The organism is Halomonas organivorans (assembly GCF_014192055.1).
Classification (GTDB): Bacteria; Pseudomonadota; Gammaproteobacteria; order Pseudomonadales; family Halomonadaceae; genus Halomonas; species Halomonas organivorans.
On sequence record NZ_JACHXM010000006.1, the window covers coordinates 184281 to 205369 of the forward strand.

Annotated in this window: 20 protein-coding genes; 8 read left to right on the top strand and 12 right to left on the bottom strand. The window is 67.6% G+C overall.

Going from position 1 to position 21089, the window contains the following annotated elements; all coding sequences use genetic code 11:
• Positions 1-97: 97 nt before the first annotated feature.
• Both aspS and FHR96_RS09045 read right to left on the bottom strand, forming a co-directional pair.
• Entirely contained in the window at positions 98-1879 is a 1782-nt protein-coding gene (gene aspS / locus FHR96_RS09040; RefSeq protein WP_183387337.1) for an aspartate--tRNA ligase, read from the bottom strand.
• Positions 1880-1974: 95 nt separating this feature from the next.
• Positions 1975-2229 carry an FmdB family zinc ribbon protein gene (locus tag FHR96_RS09045; protein ID WP_183387338.1) on the bottom strand — a complete coding sequence of 85 codons (255 nt, stop codon included), beginning with the start codon at positions 2227-2229 and terminating at the stop codon, positions 1975-1977.
• Positions 2230-2422: 193 nt separating this feature from the next.
• Between FHR96_RS09045 and FHR96_RS09050 the strand changes: the two genes are divergently transcribed.
• From FHR96_RS09050 to FHR96_RS09060, 3 genes are all read left to right on the top strand, one after another.
• Positions 2423-3355 (top strand): D-2-hydroxyacid dehydrogenase, encoded by a 933-nt coding sequence (locus FHR96_RS09050; protein ID WP_183387339.1) that lies wholly within the window; start codon positions 2423-2425, stop codon positions 3353-3355.
• A gap of 154 nt (positions 3356-3509) precedes the next feature.
• Positions 3510-4418: a ribokinase gene (locus tag FHR96_RS09055; RefSeq protein ID WP_183387340.1), complete on the top strand. Its 909-nt coding sequence runs from the start codon at positions 3510-3512 to the stop codon at positions 4416-4418.
• 19 nt (positions 4419-4437) lie between these two features.
• A complete protein-coding gene (locus FHR96_RS09060; protein ID WP_183387341.1) occupies positions 4438-5379 on the top strand; it encodes a nucleoside hydrolase in 942 nt (313 codons plus the stop codon).
• Positions 5380-5458: 79 nt separating this feature from the next.
• On the opposite strand, the gene FHR96_RS09065 is transcribed toward FHR96_RS09060, so the two are convergent.
• Positions 5459-5731, bottom strand: coding sequence for an acylphosphatase (locus FHR96_RS09065; RefSeq protein ID WP_183387342.1), 273 nt, complete (start codon positions 5729-5731; stop codon positions 5459-5461).
• A 197-nt stretch (positions 5732-5928) separates the two neighbouring features.
• Here FHR96_RS09065 and FHR96_RS09070 point away from each other — a divergent pair, with 197 nt between their 5' ends.
• Positions 5929-6972, top strand: coding sequence for a Glu/Leu/Phe/Val family dehydrogenase (locus tag FHR96_RS09070; protein WP_183387343.1), 1044 nt, complete (start codon positions 5929-5931; stop codon positions 6970-6972).
• A gap of 24 nt (positions 6973-6996) precedes the next feature.
• Here FHR96_RS09070 and FHR96_RS09075 read toward each other — a convergent pair whose 3' ends face one another.
• On the bottom strand, positions 6997-8085 hold the full coding sequence (locus FHR96_RS09075) for a YhjD/YihY/BrkB family envelope integrity protein (RefSeq protein WP_183387344.1): 1089 nt from the start codon (positions 8083-8085) through the stop codon (positions 6997-6999).
• A gap of 165 nt (positions 8086-8250) precedes the next feature.
• Between FHR96_RS09075 and FHR96_RS09080 the strand changes: the two genes are divergently transcribed.
• The gene (locus FHR96_RS09080; protein ID WP_183387345.1) at positions 8251-9345 is read left to right on the top strand and encodes a bifunctional nicotinamide-nucleotide adenylyltransferase/Nudix hydroxylase; all 1095 of its coding nucleotides are present in this window, start codon (positions 8251-8253) and stop codon (positions 9343-9345) included.
• 489 nt (positions 9346-9834) lie between these two features.
• Here the strand turns inward: FHR96_RS09080 and FHR96_RS09085 are convergent, their stop codons facing one another.
• The 7 genes from FHR96_RS09085 to FHR96_RS09115 all read right to left on the bottom strand — a co-directional run bounded on the left by FHR96_RS09085 (position 9835) and on the right by FHR96_RS09115 (position 17776).
• A complete protein-coding gene (locus tag FHR96_RS09085) occupies positions 9835-10752 on the bottom strand; it encodes a LysR substrate-binding domain-containing protein (RefSeq protein ID WP_183387346.1) in 918 nt (305 codons plus the stop codon).
• Positions 10753-10943: 191 nt separating this feature from the next.
• Positions 10944-12362: a cardiolipin synthase gene (cls, locus tag FHR96_RS09090; protein ID WP_183387347.1), complete on the bottom strand. Its 1419-nt coding sequence runs from the start codon at positions 12360-12362 to the stop codon at positions 10944-10946.
• 112 nt (positions 12363-12474) lie between these two features.
• The gene (locus tag FHR96_RS09095; RefSeq protein WP_183387348.1) at positions 12475-13980 is read right to left on the bottom strand and encodes a fumarate hydratase; all 1506 of its coding nucleotides are present in this window, start codon (positions 13978-13980) and stop codon (positions 12475-12477) included.
• Between the two features lie 185 nt (positions 13981-14165).
• Positions 14166-14987 carry an endonuclease VIII gene (gene nei / locus FHR96_RS09100; RefSeq protein WP_183387349.1) on the bottom strand — a complete coding sequence of 274 codons (822 nt, stop codon included), beginning with the start codon at positions 14985-14987 and terminating at the stop codon, positions 14166-14168.
• Between the two features lie 77 nt (positions 14988-15064).
• Positions 15065-17086, bottom strand: coding sequence for an excinuclease ABC subunit UvrB (uvrB, locus tag FHR96_RS09105; RefSeq protein ID WP_183387350.1), 2022 nt, complete (start codon positions 17084-17086; stop codon positions 15065-15067).
• 82 nt (positions 17087-17168) lie between these two features.
• A complete protein-coding gene (locus tag FHR96_RS09110) occupies positions 17169-17579 on the bottom strand; it encodes an OsmC family protein (RefSeq protein ID WP_183387351.1) in 411 nt (136 codons plus the stop codon).
• Positions 17579-17776, bottom strand: coding sequence for a hypothetical protein (locus FHR96_RS09115; RefSeq protein ID WP_183387352.1), 198 nt, complete (start codon positions 17774-17776; stop codon positions 17579-17581). Before FHR96_RS09115 ends, FHR96_RS09110 begins: the two co-directional genes overlap by 1 nt.
• A gap of 212 nt (positions 17777-17988) precedes the next feature.
• Between FHR96_RS09115 and ygfZ the strand changes: the two genes are divergently transcribed.
• The 3 genes from ygfZ (at position 17989) to FHR96_RS22445 (ending at position 20205) form a co-directional block, all read left to right on the top strand.
• Entirely contained in the window at positions 17989-19026 is a 1038-nt protein-coding gene (ygfZ, locus tag FHR96_RS09120) for a CAF17-like 4Fe-4S cluster assembly/insertion protein YgfZ (RefSeq protein ID WP_183387353.1), read from the top strand.
• A gap of 94 nt (positions 19027-19120) precedes the next feature.
• The gene (locus tag FHR96_RS22440) at positions 19121-19519 is read left to right on the top strand and encodes an antitoxin Xre-like helix-turn-helix domain-containing protein (protein WP_246392868.1); all 399 of its coding nucleotides are present in this window, start codon (positions 19121-19123) and stop codon (positions 19517-19519) included.
• Positions 19516-20205, top strand: coding sequence for an RES family NAD+ phosphorylase (locus FHR96_RS22445; RefSeq protein WP_343066358.1), 690 nt, complete (start codon positions 19516-19518; stop codon positions 20203-20205). The genes FHR96_RS22440 and FHR96_RS22445 overlap by 4 nt, the downstream gene beginning before the upstream one ends.
• Here the strand turns inward: FHR96_RS22445 and FHR96_RS09130 are convergent.
• A complete protein-coding gene (locus FHR96_RS09130; RefSeq protein WP_183387369.1) occupies positions 20183-20995 on the bottom strand; it encodes a TatD family hydrolase in 813 nt (270 codons plus the stop codon). The two genes, FHR96_RS22445 and FHR96_RS09130, sit on opposite strands and share 23 nt — an antisense overlap.
• Between the last annotated feature and the right edge of the window lie 94 nt (positions 20996-21089).

Consider the following 21089-nt stretch of genomic DNA (forward strand, 5'->3'; position numbering starts at 1 on the left):
CACCTTGGCGTCGGTAAAGCGAACATGAAGCATCGCCCCCCAGAAACGACACCGGCGCCACAGGGGCGCCGATGCGATGACGGTCGAGCCGGCCGGCTTATTCGCCGGCGGTCTCGGCCTTGGCCTTCTGACGCAGCCGAATGTTGAGCTCCTTGAGCTGCTCGGCGCTGACCTCGCCCGGGGCGTCGGTCATCAGGCAGGCGGCGCTCTGGGTCTTCGGGAAGGCGATCACCTCGCGAATGGTGCGGGCACCGCTCATCAGCATCACCAGGCGATCGAGGCCGAAGGCCAGGCCACCGTGGGGCGGTGCGCCGTACTGCAGGGCGTCGAGCAGGAAGCCGAACTTCTCGCGGGCCTCTTCCTCGTCGATGCCGAGCACCTCGAGCACGGTCTGCTGCATGGCCTGGTCGTGGATACGGATCGAGCCGCCGCCCAGCTCGGTGCCGTTGAGCACCATGTCGTAGGCGCGGGACAGCGCCTCGGCCGGGTTCGCCTTGAGCGTCTCCACGTCGCAGGACGGCGCAGTGAACGGATGGTGCAGGGCCTGCAGGCGAGCGCTGCCGTCATCCTCGAACATCGGGAAGTCGACCACCCACAGCGGCGCCCACTCGGCGGTGTAGAGCTCGAGATCCTCGCCCAGCCTGACGCGCAGCGCGCCCAGCGCCTCGTTGACGATGCGGGTCTTGTCCGCGCCGAAGAAGATGATGTCGCCATCCTCGGCACCGACGCGATCCAGCAGCTGCTCGACCACGCCTTCCATGAACTTGACGATCGGCGACTGCAGGCCCTCGAGGCCCTTGGCACGCTCGTTGACCTTGATCCAGGCCAGGCCGCGGGCGCCGTAGATGCCGACGAACTTGGTGTACTCGTCGATCTCCTTGCGGCTCAGCGACGCGCCGCCCTTGACCTTCAGCGCGGCCACGCGGCCGTCATCGGCGTTGGCCGGGCCGGAGAACACCTTGAAGTCCACGTCCTTCATCAGGTCGTCGACGTCGGTGAGCTCGAGCGGGATGCGCAGGTCGGGCTTGTCGGAGCCGAAACGCTGCATGGCCTCGGCGTAGGGCATGCGCGGGAACTCGGGCAGTTCGACCTCGAGCACTTCCTTGAACAGGTTGCGCACCATGCTCTCGGTGATCGCCATGATGTCCTCCTCTTCGACGAAGGAGGCCTCCAGGTCGATCTGGGTGAACTCGGGCTGGCGGTCGGCGCGCAGGTCCTCGTCGCGGAAGCACTTGGCGATCTGGTAGTAGCGATCGAAGCCGGACACCATCAGCAGCTGCTTGAACAGCTGCGGCGACTGCGGCAGCGCGAAGAAGCTGCCCGGATGGGTGCGGCTCGGCACCAGGTAGTCGCGGGCACCTTCAGGCGTGGCACGGGTCAGTACCGGCGTCTCGATGTCCAGGAAGCCCTGCCCTTCGAGATAGGCGCGCACGCTGTGGGAGATGCGCGAGCGCAGGCGCAGCTTGTCGATCATTTCCGGGCGACGCAGATCGATGTAACGGTACTTGAGGCGTACTTCCTCGCCGACCTTGCCGTGCTCGTCGAGCTGGAACGGCGGCGTGGCGGCGGTGTTGAGGACTTCCACATCCTTGGCCAACACCTCGATCAGGCCGGTCGGCATGTTGGGATTCTGGGTGCCCTCGGGGCGCAGACGCACGCGGCCGCTGATGCGCAGCACGTATTCGCTGCGGGCGCGGTCGGCATTGGCGAAAGCCTCGGCGGTGTCGGGGTCGACCACGACCTGGGCGATGCCGTCCCGATCGCGCATATCGAGGAAGATGACCCCGCCATGGTCACGGCGGCGATGTACCCAACCGCACAGGGTGACCGTCTGATCCACCATGGTCTCGTTCAGCTGGCCGCAATAATGGCTGCGCATGTCGTATCCTGTCTTGTTGCGTGAAATGAAGTAGCTGACAGCCTGTGGGACTCACGATCGATCAAGCCCGACAGGCTGCAGGGCGGCGGACGCGGTCAGGCCGCCGCCCCGTCCTTGCTCGACGACCCGGACGACGTCTCGCCGCCTCCGGCGAGGTTCTTCTTGCTACCGGTCTTGAAATCGGTCTCGTACCAGCCGCCGCCGGCCAGACGGAAACCCGCCGCGGAGATCAGCCGATCGAGCTCGGCCTGCTCGCAGGCAGGGCAGTCGGTCAACGGCTCGGCGCTCACCTTCTGCAGTTTTTCCAGGCGATGGCCGCAGGCCTTGCACTCGTATTCGTAGATGGGCATGGTTTGGGTCTCCCGGTAACGACGTCCCAAGGGGCAATGCGACGCCGCAACCTCGCTCGGTCGCGGTGCGTTCTGCGATATAGGGTCGGGCGGCCGATATTCCAAGCCTGCCGCGAAAGCCCGATATTATAGCCTGCCGACGGGCCTCAGGCCCAGCCCCGACCGAGCACCACCACCGACAAGGAAGCCCACCATGCATGCCGTGATCCTCGACGCCGCCAGCCTCGGCCCCGACATCGACCTGTCGCCGATCCGCGCCGGGGTGACCCGGCTCGACGTTCACGACTTCACCGAACGCGACGAGGCCGTGGCACGACTCGAAGGCGCCGATGTCGCCATCGTCAACAAGGTGGTGCTGGATGCGCAATCCCTCGCCGCCCTGCCCGACCTCAAGCTGATCTGCGTGCTCGCCACCGGCACCAACAACATCGCCATGGAGGAAGCCGAGCGGCGAGGCATCGCGGTGCGCAATGTCAGCGCCTACGGCACGGCGAGCGTCGCCCAGCATACCCTGATGATGATGCTGTCACTGGCCGGCCGCCTGCCCCGTTACCAGCGCGACGTAGCCGACGGCCGATGGGGCAAGAGCGCCTTCTTCTGCCTGATGGACCACACCACCCTTCAGCTCGAGGGCAAGCGGCTGGTGATCGTCGGCCAGGGAGAGCTCGGCACTCGCGTCGGCCAGCTCGCCGGCGCGTTCGGCATGGACGTGGTCTTCGCCGCACGCCCGGGCGCCGAGCACGACACTCGTCCCACGCTCGCCGAACTCGCCCCCACGGCCGATGCCATCAGCCTGCATTGCCCGCTGACCGAGGCCACCCATCATCTGGTCGGCGAGGCCCTGCTCGCGCGCTTGAAACCCGAAGCACTGCTGGTCAACTGCGCGCGGGGCGGCGTGATCGACGAGATTGCGGCCCTCGAGGCATTGCGCGACGGTCGCCTGGGCGGCCTTGCCGTCGATGTGCTGCCCGAAGAGCCGCCTCGCCAGGGACATCCGTTGATCGACGCGCTCGGTGAACCGCTGAACCTGATCGTCACGCCTCACAGCGCCTGGATCAGCCCCGAGGCGCGACAGCGGATCGTCGAGCTCACGGCCGAGAACCTGGCCTTCCCCCTGCGCGATTGACCGACGGCAGCAAGGCTAGGTTGTATTTGGGTTCATGAAGGAAGATAACGGTATAAAACCAGTATCGACCCTTCCTGACGGCTTGCGCCGTCCCCGGTAGGCCTCGATACTCACGCCGATACACACAGACTCACGCTCCTATTCGGACGACGGCATGCTCCACAACTTCGGCTCGATCAATCTCGACCACTTCTATCGGGTTCCCCACCTGGTGGCGCCCGGCGAGACGCTGACCAGTCGCGACTACCGCGTCGGCCTCGGCGGCAAGGGGGCCAACCAGTCGCTGGCCATGGCCCGCGCCGGCGGCCAGGTGCGCCATTGGGGGCGACTCGGCCGCCAGGATGCCTGGGCCCGCGACCTGCTCTTCGAGGCCGGCGTCGACGTCTCGGCGATCACCCTGGTGGACGAACCCGGCGGCCATGCCATCATCCAGGTGGACGACCGCGGCGAGAACGCCATCCTGCTCTTCCCTGGCGCCAACCACGGCTTCACCCAGGACGATCTCGATGCCCGGCTCCGCGACACGGCGCCCGGGGATTGGCTGCTGGCACAGAACGAATGCAACGCCCTGCCCCATGTGCTGAACGCCACCCGCGACCGGGGCCTGAACGTCGCCTTCAATCCGGCCCCGATGACCGCCGATGTCGCCGCCCTGCCCCTCGAGGCGTGCCGGCTGCTGTTCGTCAACCGTGGCGAAGCCGAGATGCTGACCGGCGAGCCCGCCGGCAGCGAGGCCGAGGCGCTGCTCGACGCTCTCGCCCGGCGGCTGCCGGACACCGAGACGGTGCTGACCCTGGGCGGCGACGGCGCCTGGTACCAGCACGGCCAGACACGCCACTTCCAGCCGCCCCTGCCGGTGACCGCCGTGGACACCACCGGCGCCGGCGACACCTTCATCGGCTATTACCTGGCCGCCGTCCAGGCCGGCGAGTCTCCGGTTGCCTGCCTGGCCCGTGCGGCGGCTGCCGCGGCGCTGGGCGTGCAACGCCACGGTGCCGCCGAGAGCATTCCCCGGGCCGCCGAGGTGGAGCGCTGGCTCCGCCAAGCCAAACACGACCACTGACCATCAACGAGGACCCTTCATGCCACAGCCGATCATCTTCGATACCGACCCCGGCGTCGACGACGCCCAGGCCATCGCCATCGCCCTGCGCCATCCCGACATCGAGCTGCTGGGCATGACCACCACCTTCGGCAACGTCGACGTCGGCACCGCGACGCACAATGCCCTGCTGCTGGCCGAACTCGCCGGCGAGCGGATCCCGGTGGCCCAGGGTGCCGCGGCGCCGATGGTCAAGCCACGCCATCCGGCCCCGGCGCACATTCACGGCGCCAACGGCCTCGGCGACATCGACCTGCCGGCGGTCAGCGGCCAGGCGGATTCGCGCAGTGCCGCCCAGTTCATCGTCGACACCGTGAACGCCCGTCCGGGCGAGGTGACCCTGGTGGCGGTGGGTCCGCTCGGCAACCTGGCCGCCGCCCTCCAGCTCGACCCGACCCTCATTGAGCGGGTCAAGCGCGTGGTGGTGATGGGCGGTTCGGTGAAGGAAGGCGGCAACGTCACGCCGGTGGCCGAGGCCAATATCTTCAACGATCCCCACGCCGCCCAGCGGGTGTTGACCGCCGGCTGGCCGCTGACCCTGGTCGGACTGGACGTGACCCATCGCTGCGTGCTGGCCCCGAGTCACATGGCGCGCATCGCCGCCGGCCAGGGCGCGCTGGGCGAAGTGCTGGCCGGCAGCTATGACTTCTACCGCCGGTTCTACCAGGGCGCGCTGGGCATCGACGGCTGCTGCCCCCATGACAGCCTGGCCCTGGCCTGGCTGGCATGTCCGGAGCTGTTCACCGTCGCCCGCGGCCACCTCAACGTGGCCACCGAGGGCCCGGCGGAAGGCCAGACGCTCTTCGCACCGGAGCAGCGCGAGTTCATCGCCCCGCGCTGGTCACAGACGCCGCTGGCCGACGTCTGCCTCGGCGTCGACGGCGACGCCGTGGTGGAATGGATCACCCGAACCCTCGAGTGATGACGGGAGCCGGTACCCGGGACGAATGCCAGGAGCGCCCCATCATCGAGGACACCGGTGCCGCTGACTCGAGGCACGGCTAGCCCGTCGTGAAGCCCTGCGGCACCCGGACCTCCACGGTCTCGAGCTCGACGTCGGTGACCCGAGCGGCGGGCGGCCCCTGCCACAGCCATTCACTGACCTCATGCACCGCCTCACGGCGGCCGCACAGCAGCACCTCGACGCGCCCATCGGCGAGATTGCGCGCGTGGCCGGTGACCCCGGCCTGCTGCGCGCGCTCCTGGGTGGCGCGGCGATACCAGACGCCCTGGACCTTGCCGGCCACCAGGGCCTTGATGCAGTACTCACCCATGCGTCCTCCTCCTGTGTCATGGCACGAATCGCCGACTCGCCCTCTTCCCGACAGCCCGTGGCCAAGGCTTCCCGGGCGATGGGCGATGCTCTAGTCTTCAAGGTGTCACACGGGCGTCCGCTCGGCCACAAGCCACGGCGACGTCGCCCCTCGCCCACCCATGGCGAACCCCATCATCCTCACGAGGGAGACACCCCATGCCGGTCTTCGACCACCCCGAATTCGATCATCACCAGCAGGTCGTCCATGGCTGCGACGAGGCGAGCGGGCTGCGCGCCATCATCGCCATCCACGACACCCACCGCGGCCCGGCACTCGGCGGCCTGCGCATCTACCCCTATGCCAGCGAGGCCGACGCCTTGACCGACGTGCTGCGGCTGTCGCGCGGCATGACCTACAAGTCGGCGCTGGCCGACCTGCCGCTGGGAGGCGGCAAGGCGGTGATCATCGCCGATCCGCGCCGCGACAAGACACCCGACATGCTGCGCGCCATGGGCCGACTGGTCGAGTCGCTCGGCGGACGCTACATCACCGCCGAGGACTCCGGCTCCAGCGAGGCCGACATGCGGATCATCGCCGAGACCACCGCCCACGTGGGCGGCCTCGGCCACGACGGCACCTCCGGCGATCCCTCTCCCTTCACCGCCCACGGCGTGTTCTGCGCCCTGAAGAGCGCCGTGCGCCACGGGCTGGATCGCTCTGATCTCGCCGGCCTGAGAGTGGCCATCCAGGGCGTCGGCCACGTCGGCGCGCACCTGGCCCGACAGCTGCACGATGCCGGCGCCAGCCTGGTGCTGACCGATGTCGATCGCGATGCCCTGGGGCGGCTGGCCGACGAACTCGGCGCCGACGTCGTGGCCCCGGATGCCATCGTCGACGAAGACGTTGACGTCTTCGCGCCCTGCGCCATGGGCGCGGCCCTGTCGCCGCAGGTCGTGCAGCGCCTCAAGGCACGCGTGGTGTGCGGGGCAGCCAATAACCAGTTGGCCAGCCCCGAGGTAGCAGAACGGCTGGAGGAGCGCGGGATTCTCTACACCCCCGACTACGTCGCCAACGCCGGCGGCGTGATCGAGATTGCCTGGCAGCGCCGCGGCGACTACCGGCGCGAGGATGTCATGCGCCACATCGAGGGCATCGGCACGACCCTGGATGCGATCTTCGAGCGGGCCCTGCGCGAGCACCGCAGCCCGGCCCTGGTGGCCGACGACCTGGCGCGCGAGCGTTTCCGCCCCACGCCTTGATCCAAGCCCTTGCCGCGATGCGCATCAGCGCGTGTCGCGGCGCTCCTCACCGGCGGAGGCCGAATCCTCGGACGGCGTCGTATCGGAACCGGCGGCGTCCCGGGCGTCAGCCGCCGTGTCGCCAGGGTCGCTCACCGGCGTCTCGTCAGCGGCTTTGCGACCCATCGTCGGACGGCGCCATCCACGCCGGGGCGTCTCGTCTTCCTCGATCAGCTCATGGCGCACGCGTACCGCCGTATTGCGCGGGATCACCTCACGGCCCCGCGCCAACAGCAGGCTCTTGCTGAACGCCGCACCGAACAGCAGGATCAGCGAGGAGTAGTAGACCCACAGCAGGATCAATACCACGGAACCTGCCGCCCCGTAGGTGGAAGCGGTGGCCGTATAGGCAAGATACGCCGCGATGGCATTGCGCCCCACGGTGAACAGCACCGCGGAGACCACGGCGCCCACCAGCACGTCGCGCCAGCTCAGCACCACGTCCGGCAGCAGGCGGAAGATGGTCGCGAACAGCGCGCTCACCAGCACCAGCGACACCAGGAACTCCACGCCGGTGGTCAGCGTGCCGACGAACGGCAGCAGGTTGTCCGCCGCCTGCAGCAGCGACTTGACCACCACCCCCAGCATCAACGACACCAGCAGGATGAACCCGATGGCCAGCACCACCGCCATCGACAGGGTCCGCTGCTTGAGCAACAGCAGCATGCTATTGACCCGCGGATGGGCGGTGACCCCCCACAGGCTGTTCAACGAGTACTGCATCTGCCCGAATACCGTGGTGGCACCAACGATCAGCGCACCGATGCCGAGCAGCGTCGGCAGCAGCCCCGACGATTCAATGCGCGACTGGGCCACGGCATCCTGGATCGCCTCGGCGGCCGCGGTGCCCATGGTGCCCTGCAACTGGGCGACGATCTGCCCCTGGGCCGCCTCCTCGCCGAGCACCAGGCCGATGACGGTGACCGCGATGATGATCGTCGGCGCCAGCGAGAACAGCGTGTAGAAGGCCAGCGAGCCGGCATAGCTGAAGGCATTGCACTCGACCCATAGCTTGACGGCGTCGCGCAGCACGCCCCACCAGAACCCCAGGGTCTCCTTGATCCTTGTCCACATCGCAGCTGTCCTCGCCTCCACATTCCCTTGTCGCTTCACAGCATACCGGACACATGGCAGCCCTGCAGGCCTCGATGCAGCGCCATGGCCAACGCCGCACGGTCGGGATTGCACGCCCCGGTAGCGCTCACCATAATGGGCGTTTTTCCCGCCCGGAGCCCTGCCATGTGTCCGTTGCCGGACGCCGATGCATCATCCCCCGATTTCGACTGCCTGGTCTTCATCGGCCGCTTCCAGCCGCCCCATCTCGGTCACCTGGCGGTCATTCACGAGGCACTCAAGCGAGCACGACAGGTCATCGTGCTGGTGGGATCCGCCTGGCAGGCGCGCTCGCTGCGCAACCCATGGCGCTTCGACGAGCGTCGCCGGATGCTGAGAAACGCCTTCGACGCGGATGACAACGCGCGCCTGGAAATCGTGCCGCTGCTGGATGCGCTCTACAACAACGACGTCTGGGTACGCGATGTGCAGCGCAAGGTGCGCGATATCGCTTCGCCGAGCCAGGCCCGGCTTCCCCGCATCGGCCTGATCGGCGCCAGCCGCGGGCAGTCCAGCTACTATCTGTCGCTGTTTCCGCAATGGGAGTCGGTCAGCGTGCCCATGGTCGAGGGCATCTCGGCCAGCCAGATCCGCGAGCGGCTGTTCCGCTCGGCCATCGCCGCCGCGGACTATGCCAGCGCCGGCGCCTCCCACGACCTGCCGCCCGGGGTGGTGAAAAGCATCAAGGGATTCCTGGAAAGCGAGGCCTTCGAAGAGCTGGTGGAGGAACAGGGCCTTCTCGACCAGTACCGTCAGGCCTGGGCCCAGGCCCCCTACCCCCCGGTGTTCGTCACCGCCTGCGCCGTGGTGGTCCAGTCGGGGCACGTGCTGCTGGTCAAACGCACCGCTGCGCCCGGCAAGGGGCTCTATGCCTTGCCAGGCGGCTTCATCAGCCCCCAGGAGCGGCTGCTCGACGCCTGCCTGCGCGAGTTGCGCGAGCGAGTCAGGCTCAAGGTGCCGGAACCCGTTCTCAAGGGCTCGCTGCGTGGCCAGCGGCTATTCGACGAGCCGCATCGCAGCTGGCGGGGGCGCACCCTGGCCGAGGCGTTCTACTTTGCGCTGCGCCCGGAGCAGCAGCTGCCGCAGCTCAAGCCAGTCAAGGGCGGCGATCACGCGCGCTGGGTACCGCTCGCCGACCTCGAGCCAGACGCGCTGTTCGAGGACCACTTCTTCATCATCCAGAACTTCCTGGGCCTGCCCGCCGACTTCAGCGGGCCGTGAGGATCGGGGGGTGTCTAGATACGCTTTGACGCCTCGGCGAATGACGCCCAGCGGCGGCGAGGTAGGGACTCGAACCCCAACTTCTCGCGCAGCAAGCTGCGCTCCCACGACAACCTGTCCGGTGGCTCCGGGTCGCTGAGGGGCGCCCTTCGTGGGAGTGCTCTTTAGAGCCGGTCCGACGTATCGGCGAATGGCGCCGCCAGGCGCCTGCAGACATCCAGAACCCCAACTTCTCGCGCAGCAAGCTGCGCTCCCACGAAAACCTGTCCGGTGGCACTGAGCCCTGGCGGGAATGCCCTTCGTGGGAGTGCTCTTTAGAGCCGGTCCGACGCCTCGGCGAATGGCGCCGCCAGGCACCTGCAGACATCCAGAACCCCAACTTCTCGCGCAGCAAGCTGCGCTCCCACAAAAACCTGTCCGACGACTCCGACTCGCCGAGGAGATAGCGATGGCAGTGCCCCAAAGGTAATCCCTCGCGACAACCTGCTCTCAGGCCTGGAGAAAATCCCGCGGCAGCTTCATCATCTGCCGCCACAGTTTCTCGACGCCCGGCTTGTGCACCAGCGAACAGCGATAGAGGCGAATCTCGAGCGGCACGTCGTGCTTCTCTTCGCCGGCCCGCACCAGCCGACCGCTCTTGAGCTCCTCGCGGATGCAGAAGTCGGGAATCCAGGCCATGCCCAGCCCCTGCAGCACCATGCCCTTGAGGCCCTCGGCCATGGCCGTCTCATAGACGGTACGCAGCCGCATGCGTAGCGGATCGTTCTTGAGCAGCATGCGCACGCTGCGTCCCAGGAAGGCGCCCTGGGTATACGCCAGGTAGGGCACCGACTCGCTGCCCTCAAGCGGGAAGCGCGGTCGCCCCTGCTCGTCGGGCAGGCAGACCGGCAGCATCTTGACCTGGCCGATGGAGAAGGAGGGAAACACCTCGGCATCGAGCTGCATGCTGGCATACGGATCGTAGTAGGCCAGCATCAGGTCGCAGTTACCCTCACGCAGCACGTGGATGGCATCGCCCACGTTCATCGCCACCAGGCGGGTGGGCAGTTCGCCCAACCCTTTCTGCAGCCGCGAGATCCACGGCGGATAGAAGCTCAGCGCCAGCGAGTGCGCGGCGACGATGTCGAGCGCCTCGTTGGCAATGGACAGGCCACGCAGGTGTCCCAGGCTCTCGTTGAGCTGCTCGACCATGTTACGCGCGGTGACCAGGAACAGCTGGCCCTCGGGAGTCAGGTCGACCGGCGTGGTGGAGCGGTCGACGAGGGTCACGCCCACGGCCTGCTCCAGGGAGCGGATGCGCCGGCTGAAGGCGGGCTGGGTCACGTGACGCTGACGCGCCGAGGCAGAAAAGCTGCGGGTATTGGCCAGGGCGACGAAGTCTTCCAGCCACTTGGTCTCGAGGTTCACCACGACTCCCGATCACGAATGCATGAAGGCCCAGGACGCCACCGCCGGCGCATCCGAGCCGTCTCGATGCCCTGGAGCCGAGAACAAACCGCCGCGCAGCTCGCCGCCTGCGCCCGGGGCGCCAGCGGGTAATTTACCCCAGCCGGCCCAGCGACCCAAGGGAGCGGTGAAAGAAACCCTACGCGTCGACCTCACTGCACCGGCGCAAACAGGTAGGCCGCCCTCGACACCAGCTTTCGCCACAGCGGCCGAGCGCGAATCTCCGCCAGGGAAACACGGCGACACTTGGCGAAATCCCGCTCCAGCATCTCCCCTACCTCGGCCGCAAAGCCACGATCCGCCACGAAGGCGGTGACCTCGAAGTTGAGGCGGAACGAACGGTTGTCGAGATTGACCGTACCGACACAGGCCGCGGCCTCGTCGATCAGGATCACTTTCTGGTGAAGGAAGCCCGGCTGGTAACGATATACCTGAACACCGGCACGCAGCATGTCCGGCAGGAAGGAGAACGCCGACAGGAACACCAGCAGGTGGTCCGGCCTCTCGGGCATCATGATGCGCACGTCCACCCCGCGCATGGCCGCCAGGCGCAGCGCATCCTGCACGCTGTGATCCGGCACGAAGTAAGGGCTGGTGATCCACAGCCGCTCCCGGGCACTATGGATGGCATGCTGCACCAGCAGGCTGGCGGTTTCCTGGGGATCTGCCGGTCCCGACGGCACGATCACCACGTTCTGACACTCCTCGCAGGTCACCACCGGCACCCAGTCCAGGCGGATCACCTCGCCGGTGGCCCAGTGCCAGTCCTCCCAGAAGGCTTCCTGAAGGCCCAGCACGCTGGGCCCGGCAAGCTTGAGGTGGGTATCGCGCCAGTGCCCATGGCGCGGATGCTCGCCCAGGTACTCGACGCCCACGTTGTGACCACCGACCCAGCCCTCGCGCCCGTCGACCACCACGATCTTGCGGTGGTTGCGGAAATTGAGCTGGAAGCGATGTCGCAGCCCGCGCGACGAATGGAAGGCGCTGACCTCGATGTCCGCTTCACGCAGATCACGCAGGTAGCGATCCGGCAGCGCATGGCAGCCGATCTCGTCGTACAGGAAACGCACGCGCACGCCGCGCTGGGCAGCGGCCTTGAGGCGTTCGCGCAGCTTGGCGCCCAGGGCATCGTCGCGCACGATGAAGAACTGGATGAGGATGTAATCCTCGGCAGCGTCGAGACCGGCGAACAGGCTGTCGAAGGTGGCATGGCCATCCACCAGCAGCTCGACGCGATTGCCGCTGGTCAACGGCATCATCGCCAACTGCTCCACGGCGCGCACGTCGGCTTCCTTCGCCCCCGCCAGGTAAGGCGCGATGCGGTCACGATAGCCGGCCAGCACGCGCCGCAGCACGGTATCGCGCTCGCCCCGCGCCGAGACATAGCCATAGAAGCGCGGCCGGCCGAATACCCAGTAGGCCGGCACCGCCAGGTACGGCACGGTCACCAATGACAGGATCCAGGCGATGGCCCCCTGGGAGGTACGCGCCGACATCAGCGCCTGCACCGCCGACAGCATGCCGAGCACATGGAACATCAAGAGCAGCAGGCCAAACAGCCAGGACGTCATGGTCACTCCCTTTCCGTGGGACGAGATGAGCGGAATGCGCGTCCTAGCTTACCCATAACGACGACGGCCCCGCCAGATGGCAGGGCCGTCGACACCGATCGGAGCGCTCGGGTCAGGCGCGCTCGGCGATGATCTCCTTCCACTTCGCCGGGCCGGTCTGGTGCACCGAGGTGCCGGCGCTGTCCACGGCCACGGTGACCGGCATGTCTTCCACCTCGAACTCGTAGATGGCTTCCATGCCCAGGTCCTCGAAGCCGACCACGCGGGCCTGCTTGATGGCCTGCGCCACCAGGTAGGCGGAGCCGCCCACCGCCATCAGGTAGACCGCCTTGTTGTCACGGATCGCCTCGATGGCTGCCTCACCCCGCTCGGCCTTGCCGACCATGCCCTGCAGGCCGGTCTGCTCGAGCATGGTGCGGGTGAACTTGTCCATGCGCGTCGCCGTGGTGGGACCGGCCGGGCCGACCACCTCGTCACGCACCGGATCCACCGGGCCCACGTAGTAGATGAAGCGGCCCTTCAAGTCGACGGGCAGGCTCTCGCCCTTGGCCAGCATGTCGACCATGCGCTTGTGGGCGGCATCGCGGCCGGTCAGCAGCTTGCCGTTGAGCAGCAGGGTGTCGCCGGGCTGCCAGCTCTGCACCTCTTCCGGGGTGATTTCGTCCAGGTTGACGCGCTTGACGTTGTCGCCCACCTCGCGGGTGATCTCCGGCCAGTCCTCCAGCTTGGGCGCCGGCAGGGCCGCGGCCCCGCTGCCGTCCAGGGTGAAGTGGGCGTGACGGGTGGCCGCGCAGTTGGGGATGATCGCCACCGGCTTGTTGGCGGCGTGGGTCGGGTAGTCCTTGACCTTGATGTCCAGCACCGTGGTCAGGCCACCGAGGCCCTGGGCGCCGATGCCGGTCTTGTTGACCTTGTCGTAGAGCTCCAGGCGCAGTTCCTCGGCGCGATTGGACGCTCCGCGGGCCTGCAGGTCCTGGATGTCGATCGGGTCGAGCAGCGACTCCTTGGCGAGCTCCATGGCCTTCTCGGCGGTACCGCCGATGCCGATGCCGAGCATCCCGGGCGGACACCAGCCGGCGCCCATCCTGGGCAGCTGCTCGAGCACCCAGTCGACCACGCTGTCGGAGGGGTTGAGCATGGCGAACTTGGACTTGGCCTCGCTGCCGCCGCCCTTCGCCGCCACGTGCACTTCCACGGTATCGCCGGGCACCAGCTTGTGGTGGATCACCGCCGGCGTGTTGTCCTTGGTGTTGGCGCGCTTGCCGTCCGGGTCGGCCAGCACCGAGGCGCGCAGCACGTTGTCGGGCAGCTGGTAGGCCCGGCGCACGCCCTCGTTGATCATGTCGTCCAGGCTCATCTCGGTCTCGAAGCGCACGTTCATGCCGACGTGCACGAAGACGGTGACGATGCCGGTGTCCTGGCAGATCGGCCGATGGCCGGTGGCGCACATCCGCGAGTTGATCAGGATCTGGGCGATGGCGTCCTTGGCCGCGGGGTTCTCCTCGCGCTCGTAGGCCGCCGCCATGGCGTCGATGAAGTCCTTGGGATGGTAGTAGGAGATGTACTGAAGGGCATCGGCGACGCTCTGGATGAGGTCATCCTGGCGGATCACGGTCATGGGCAAGACGCTCCATTGGTGGGTCGACACGCCCGCTTCTGGTCGGCCGTCGGCCGGTGGCGGGCTCGAACGGAGCGAAATTATACCGCACTTGCCTTCTTCCGGCAGCGCCACAGCAGTTAGCGGAGCAAGGAAAATGAGAGATAACGGTATAAATTCCTACCGAAGAGGAAACCGGCGGCGGCTCAGTCCGGCTGGCAGGACGGGCAGCGATACAGTCGCCGCGAGGCCACGCTGAGCTTCTCGATCAACGCCTGGCAGCGGTGGCACGGCAGCCCTTCGCGCTCGAAGGCGGCGAAGCGCCAGCGCTTGCGACTGCGGCCCTCGCGCCTGTCGGCGGCGGCCCAGTCGTCGCGGTTGGTTACCCCGCCGGTCTCGTAGGAGCGCTGCGTCAGGGCGAGCACCTGCTCGGCCAGTTGCCGACGCTGATCGTCCGTCAGGTCGACCGGCCTGGTCCGATGCGAGAGCGCGGCGAAGAACAGGATCTCCGAGCGCAGGTAGTTACCCAGCCCCGCGACCAGGGACTGGTCCAGCAGCAGACCGCCCAGGCGACGCCCGCGCCAGCGCGGATCCATCAGGCGCTCGACGATGGTGTCGACCGTCACCTCGTGGGTCAGCAGGTCGGGCCCCAGCCGCGACAGGAACGGATGCTCGTGCAGTCGCCCTGCTTCCCACAGCGACACGTCCGAGGCGCTGTAGAGGCTCGCCATGCGATCCCCGGCAGCCAGGCGCACGCGCAGCGAACGCTGGGTGTCCGGCTCGCGCTCGGCGTCGTGAAGCTTCCACACGCCGTAGAGCTGATTGTGGGAATACAGCACTCGCCCATCGTCGAAGCGGGTCAGCAGCGCCTTGCCCCAGCTGTCGACCGCCCTCACCTCGCGGCCGATCAGCGAGCCGGCCTGGTCCGCCAGCTCGGGAAAGGCGAACCAGGCGTCGTCCAGGCGACGCCCGCTCAGGTGGTCGTGCAGCGCATCGGCGGCACGACGAATCTCGGGTCCTTCCGGCATGCTCCCTCCTTACGACACATTCCATACCCACCGGGCGATGCCTGAACGTCGACGAGCGCAGCCGGATTCAAGCGCACCTAGCCCACTGCGAGCTGGCGCTCCTTCAGCTCCAGCAGCCGATCACGCAGCCGCGCGGCCTCCTCGAACTCCAGGTTCTGGGCGGCTTCGGACATGGCGTCCTCGAGACGGGTGATCTCCTTGGCCAGTTCCGCCGGCCCCAGATCGCTCGGATCGTAGAGCGCAGCCCCCTCGGCCACCTTGCGCTCGCTGTTGCGCCCCTTGCCCTTGCGACCCGGCGCCTGGGCGGACTCGAGGATATCGGCCACCGAACGATGCACCGTCTCCGGCACGATGCCGTGTGCCTCGTTATGCGCCATCTGCTTGGCGCGGCGCCGTTCGGTTTCGTCGATGGCGCGACGCATGGAGTCGGTAACACGATCGGCGTAGAGCACGGCCTTGCCGTGGGCGTTGCGCGCCGCCCTGCCGATGGTCTGGATCAGCGAGCGCTCGTTGCGCAGGAAGCCTTCCTTGTCGGCATCGAGGATCGCCACCAGCGAGACCTCGGGGATGTCGAGCCCCTCGCGCAACAGGTTGATGCCCACCAGCACGTCGAACTTGCCGAGACGCAGGTCGCGGATGATCTCGACCCGCTCCACGGTATCGATGTCGGAGTGCAGGTAGCGCACCCGCACGTCATGCTCGTCGAGGTACTCGGTCAGGTCCTCGGCCATGCGCTTGGTCAGGGTGGTGACCAGCACCCGTTCCTCGACGGCGGCGCGCTCGCGAATCTCGGACAGCAGGTCGTCGACCTGGGTGGACGCCGGACGCACCTCGAGCTCGGGGTCGAGCAGCCCGGTGGGCCGCACCACCTGTTCCACCACCTGGCCGGCGTGTTCTGCCTCATAGGGTCCCGGCGTGGCCGAGACGAAGATCGTCTGCGGGGAGATGCGCTCCCACTCCTCGAACTTCATCGGCCGGTTGTCCAGCGCCGAGGGCAGCCGGAAGCCGTACTCGACCAGGGTCTCCTTGCGCGAGCGGTCGCCCTTGTACATGCCGCCCACCTGGGGAACGCTGACGTGGGACTCGTCGATGAACAGCAGCGCGTCGGCGGGCAGGTAGTCGAAGAAGGTGGGCGGCGGCTCGCCCGGCTTGCGGCCCGAGAGATAGCGGGAGTAGTTCTCGATGCCGTTGCAGTAGCCAAGCTCGAGCATCATCTCGATGTCGTAGAGCGAGCGCTGCTCCAGGCGCTGGGCCTCCACCAGCTTGTCGTGCTGGCGCATCCAGGCCAGCCGCTCGGCCAACTCCTCCTTGATGCCGTCGATGGCGCCCATGATGGTCTCGCGGGGCGTGACATAGTGCGACTTCGGGTAGATGGTCATGCGCGGCACCTTGCCGCGCACCTCGCCGGTCAGCGGGTCGAACAGGCTGATGCCGTCGATCTCGTCGTCGAACAGCTCCACCCGCACCGCCTCGTCCTCGGCGTCGGCCGGGAAGATGTCGATCACGTCGCCGCGCACCCGGTAGGTGCCGCGCTTGAAGTCCAGGTCGTTGCGGGTGTACTGCAGCTCCGCAAGGCGACGCAGGAAGGCCCGCTGGTCGATCAGCTCGCCACGATTGAAGTGCAGGCGCATCTTCAGGTACTGGTCGGGATCGCCGAGGCCGTAGATCGCCGACACCGACACCACGATCAGCGCATCGCGGCGCTCCAGCAGCGCCTTGGTCGCCGACAGGCGCATCTGCTCGATGTGGTCGTTGATCGAGGCGTCCTTCTCGATGAAGGTGTCCGAGGACGGCACATAGGCCTCGGGCTGGTAGTAGTCGTAGTACGAGACGAAGTATTCCACGGCATTGTCGGGGAAGAACGACTTGAACTCGCCGTAGAGCTGGGCCGCCAGCGTCTTGTTGGGCGCCATCACGATGGTCGGGCGCTGCAGGCGCTCGACCACGTTGGCCATGGTGTAGGTCTTGCCCGAACCGGTGACGCCGAGCAGCGTCTGGTGGGCGAGCCCGGACTCGATCCCGCTCACCAGGCCCTGGATGGCCGTGGGCTGGTCGCCGGCTGGCCGGTACTTGGACTCGAGTCGGAATGCCTTGCTCATCGGGTCTCCTGATCGTGGAACGATGCCCTGGGCCTAGTGTTGTGCGAAAAGTCGGCGAGCGCGGACAGTGTTCGTGCAGAACCTAGTCCTGCTGTCGGGTGGTGATCTCCACCGTTGCCGTGGTCATCAGCCGGTGGATGGGGCACATGTCGCTGATTTCCTCGAGCCGCGCGCGCTGGGCGTCGTCGAGCTCGCCGAGAAAGCGCATGGCCACCTCCAGTCGATAGACGCCGCGGCGCTCGTCGCGTTCATCGCGATTGACCACCACCTCGACGCCCTCGAGCGGCCACTCCTTGCGCCGCGCGTACATCTGTGCGGTGATCGCCTTGCAGGCACCCAGCGACAGGTCGAAGTAGTCATGGGGATCGGGGGCGCTGCCCTCGCCGCCGAACGCCTCGGGCACGTCGACGAACAGGTCTTCGGCGCCCTCCAGCTCGACACGCTGGCGAAACACGCGATCGCGCTGGCTGGTGATGCGGATAGGCGGCTTCATCACGACACCTCGATGCCGAGGCCCAGCTTGCGAATGGCCTGGATCAGCGCCTCGCGGCGCGCACGGCCGTCGACCTCGGCGCCGTGACGCCCGACCTCGACACTCTCGACGCCGTCGAGCATCATCAGGGCCGTGGTGATGCGGTTGACCTGGTCGGCGTTCTCGACGCCCTTGAACGTAAGACTCTGCTGGGCCATGCGACGGCTCCCGATCGGTTGAAGGCGAATGGCCCGAGTCTAGCATGCCGCCCAGGAGGTCTGTCGGGTTTGGCCGTTCGTCGCGAGCCGCCCGGCCATCCCGGCGACCCGGGGTCACGAGCGACAGACTGCCCCGGCAGCGGTTGCATTGCCGCCCCGGCGCCCGCATCTCGGATACCATCAGGCTCACGGACAGACGAGGAATTGTGCACATGATCGATTGGCTCGCTCGCCTCGGCGGCCGCCAGGAAGACGAGGAACGCATCGTCTTCGACACCCCCACACCGGCCCGTCTCGCCATGGACGCCACCGTGATGACCCCGCTGGTGCATCTGGGCATCCTCGATGTCAGCGGCGACGACGCCGAACGCTTCCTGCAGGGCCAGACCAGCGCCCAGGTGTCGCTGGCCGACGGCCACTTCGCGCCCCTGACCTGCTTCTGCACGCCCAAGGGGCGGGTCCTGGCCAACGCCCAGCTATGGCGTGTCGCCGAGGGACACTACCGGCTGCTGATGCACCGCAGCCTGGTCGTCCGGCTGCACGATCATCTCAAGAAGTTTGCGCCGTTCTACAAGGCCGAGCTGCAGCTCCGTGACGACCTGGCGCTGATCGGGCTGATCGGCCGCGAGGCACCGGCGGTGGCAGAAGCGCGCCTCGACGTCCTGCCCCCCACGGCCTGGCACCAGGCCAACGCCGACGATGTCCAGGTGCTGGCCCATCCCGGGCCGCGCCCCCGGCTGCTGGCCTGCCTGCCCACCGAACGCGCCGAAGAGACCTGGCAGCAACTCAGCGACCAGGCCACGCCCGTCGACAATGCGGTGTGGCGCCTGCACGACATCCAGGCCGGGCTGACCTGGCTGAACGCCGACCAGGCCGATGCCTACCTGCCGCAGATGCTCAACTGGGAGGCACTGGGCGGCATCAGCTTCAAGAAAGGCTGCTACACCGGCCAGGAGGTCGTCGCCCGCGCCCACTTCCGTGGCCAGGTCAAGAAGCGCCTGGTGCGTGGCCAGCTCGAGGGAGAACGGCTGCCGGCCCTCGGCAGCGCCGTGAAGGACGCCAACGGCAAGGGGCTTGGCGAGGTACTCAGCGCCGCGCTCGACGCCTACGGCCAGGCCGAGGTACTGGCGGTGCTGAGCACCCGGGAAGCCGCCGAGCCGCTCGACGTCGACGGCCAGCAGTTCAAGCGCCTGCAGCTGCCCTACCCGCTCGAGAGACTGGATCCCGAAAGCCTGGCCGCCGCGACCTGACCGGGTCGCGCCTCGCCTGTATTTGCAAATACATTTCTTGAATCCTAGTATTTGTAGATACAAGACATGCAGCAAAGGATCGAGGCGCGCACCCATGCTCCATTCCCAGTCCCTGGCCGACGACAAGCTCGCCGCTGCCACCGGCCTCAAGACCGCGGTGCGCATTCTCGATCGCTGGGGCGCCAGCGGCGATCAGGTCGAGGCCATCCTGCGGATCTCGCACAGCACCTGCGCCCGGGCACGCAACGGCAGCCTCGAGACCATCAAGCTCGACCGCGACCAGCTGGCGCGCATCAGCTATGTCCTCAACATCCACGCGGCGCTGCGGATCGTCTTCGACAACCCCGAGAACCTCTACGGCTTCATGGGCATGGCCAATCACAACGCCTTCTTCGCCGGCCGAGCACCGCTGGAGATCCTCGGCAGCGGCAACTTCGCGGCCCTCTACGAGACCTTCAAGCATATCGATGCGCTGCGCGGGAGTGGCTGGTGAACCTGGCCTCCTTCCCCCGTCTCCCCGAGCGGGACGTGACCGGCTACCGCCTCGTCAACAGCAAGTTTCCACCGATCCACCTGTTCGACGACGTCGCCGACGAGGCCGAGTTCGAAGCGCTGTATGCCCTGCAGGCCATGACCAACCCTCGCCTGCTGGTCGAGGCCGGCGACCTGGGCCTGATCGCTCGAGATGAGATCCCCTTCGGGATCCCGGGCTGCGCCTATGCCACCGCCCCCTTCACCCACGTGAACCCGGCGGGATCACGATTCGGCGACGGCAGCTTCGGGGTCCTGTACCTGGCCGACAGCCTGACCACCGCCATCGAGGAAGTCCGCCACCACCAGCAGTGCTACTGGCAGAACGTGCCGCAACTCCACTACGAGCGCTTCACCTTTCGCGGGCTGCGTGGGCACTTCGATGAGCAAGGCGTACGCGACGCCCTGAGCCTGCCCACCGACGACTCCCTGCTGGCACCGAGCGACTACACGGCTTCCCGGGCACTGGGCAGGGCCATCCACGAGGCGGGCGACAGCGGCATCCGCTTCCCGTCGGTGCGTCGTCCGGGCGCCACCTGCTGGGGCCTGATGACGCCGCGCCGGGTACGCGAGCTCGTCCAGACCCGCCATTACGAGATGATCTGGAACGGTCGACTCGCCGAGGTCAATCAGCTGTCGAGCCGTTGACGCCGCTGTCATCCTCCCGCTTGTCACCTTGGGGCAGGCCGAACAGCCGTCGAGCGTTGGCGGTGCTGTCGGCCGCCACCCGCTCGGGAGGCTGGCCGCGCAGCTCGGCCACCTTACGGCACACCTCCGACACCCTGGCCGGCTCGTTGCGCTCTCCCTGATGGCCGGCGAGCGGCATGTCGGGGCTATCGGTCTCCAGCACGTAGCCATCGTCGGGCAGCGCCGTCACGGCGCGCTGCAGGCGCTTCGCCCGCTCGTGGGTCAAGGCACCGCCGAGACCGACCACGAAACCGAGATCGAGAAACGCCTTCGCCTGCTGCGGCGAACCGGCGAAGGCGTGGATCAACCCGCCGGCCTCCGGCGCCAGCTGACGCAGCCGCTTGGCAAGCCGATCGTTGGCGCGCACGCAGTGGATCACCAACGGCAGCCCCCTGGCCTTGGCAAGCCGCACCTGGGCATCGAACAGCGACCACTGGGCATCCAGGGTATCGTCGAAGCGCGCATCGATACCGCACTCGCCTACCGCCACCGCCTCGGGATGACGATCCAGCGCCGCCGCCAGGGCCTCGACGTCGCCCTCGCGATGATCGCCCATGAAGTAGGGATGCAGCCCCAGGCACACGCTGACCTCGTCCCGCTCGCCCAGCGCCAGCACCTCCGGCCAGCGCCGTCGCGTGGTGCCCGGCACCACGAAATGGCCGACGCCCGCCGCCCGAGCACGCGCCAGCACCGCCTCGCGATCGGCATCGAAGTCGGGGAAATCGAGATGGCAGTGGGCGTCGATGAGCATAAGCTGGAAGCTGGAAGCTGGAAGCTGGAAGCTGGAAGCTGGAAGCTGGAAGCTGGAAGCTGGAAGCTGGAAGCTGGAAGCTGGAAGCTGGAAG

Bases quoted from the DNA above. Each gene is read 5' to 3' on its own strand.
- aspS (WP_183387337.1), bottom strand. From the start codon at position 1,879: ATGCGCAGCCATTATTGCGGCCAGCTGAACGAGACCATGGTGGATCAG.
- FHR96_RS09045 (WP_183387338.1), bottom strand. From the start codon at position 2,229: ATGCCCATCTACGAATACGAGTGCAAGGCCTGCGGCCATCGCCTGGAA.
- FHR96_RS09050 (WP_183387339.1), top strand. From the start codon at position 2,423: ATGCATGCCGTGATCCTCGACGCCGCCAGCCTCGGCCCCGACATCGAC.
- FHR96_RS09055 (WP_183387340.1), top strand. From the start codon at position 3,510: ATGCTCCACAACTTCGGCTCGATCAATCTCGACCACTTCTATCGGGTT.
- FHR96_RS09060 (WP_183387341.1), top strand. From the start codon at position 4,438: ATGCCACAGCCGATCATCTTCGATACCGACCCCGGCGTCGACGACGCC.
- FHR96_RS09065 (WP_183387342.1), bottom strand. From the start codon at position 5,731: ATGGGTGAGTACTGCATCAAGGCCCTGGTGGCCGGCAAGGTCCAGGGC.
- FHR96_RS09070 (WP_183387343.1), top strand. From the start codon at position 5,929: ATGCCGGTCTTCGACCACCCCGAATTCGATCATCACCAGCAGGTCGTC.
- FHR96_RS09075 (WP_183387344.1), bottom strand. From the start codon at position 8,085: ATGTGGACAAGGATCAAGGAGACCCTGGGGTTCTGGTGGGGCGTGCTG.
- FHR96_RS09080 (WP_183387345.1), top strand. From the start codon at position 8,251: ATGTGTCCGTTGCCGGACGCCGATGCATCATCCCCCGATTTCGACTGC.
- cls (WP_183387347.1), bottom strand. From the start codon at position 12,362: ATGACGTCCTGGCTGTTTGGCCTGCTGCTCTTGATGTTCCATGTGCTC.
- FHR96_RS09095 (WP_183387348.1), bottom strand. From the start codon at position 13,980: ATGACCGTGATCCGCCAGGATGACCTCATCCAGAGCGTCGCCGATGCC.
- nei (WP_183387349.1), bottom strand. From the start codon at position 14,987: ATGCCGGAAGGACCCGAGATTCGTCGTGCCGCCGATGCGCTGCACGAC.
- uvrB (WP_183387350.1), bottom strand. From the start codon at position 17,086: ATGAGCAAGGCATTCCGACTCGAGTCCAAGTACCGGCCAGCCGGCGAC.
- FHR96_RS09110 (WP_183387351.1), bottom strand. From the start codon at position 17,579: ATGAAGCCGCCTATCCGCATCACCAGCCAGCGCGATCGCGTGTTTCGC.
- FHR96_RS09115 (WP_183387352.1), bottom strand. From the start codon at position 17,776: ATGGCCCAGCAGAGTCTTACGTTCAAGGGCGTCGAGAACGCCGACCAG.
- ygfZ (WP_183387353.1), top strand. From the start codon at position 17,989: ATGATCGATTGGCTCGCTCGCCTCGGCGGCCGCCAGGAAGACGAGGAA.
- FHR96_RS22440 (WP_246392868.1), top strand. From the start codon at position 19,121: ATGCTCCATTCCCAGTCCCTGGCCGACGACAAGCTCGCCGCTGCCACC.
- FHR96_RS09130 (WP_183387369.1), bottom strand. From the start codon at position 20,995: ATGCTCATCGACGCCCACTGCCATCTCGATTTCCCCGACTTCGATGCC.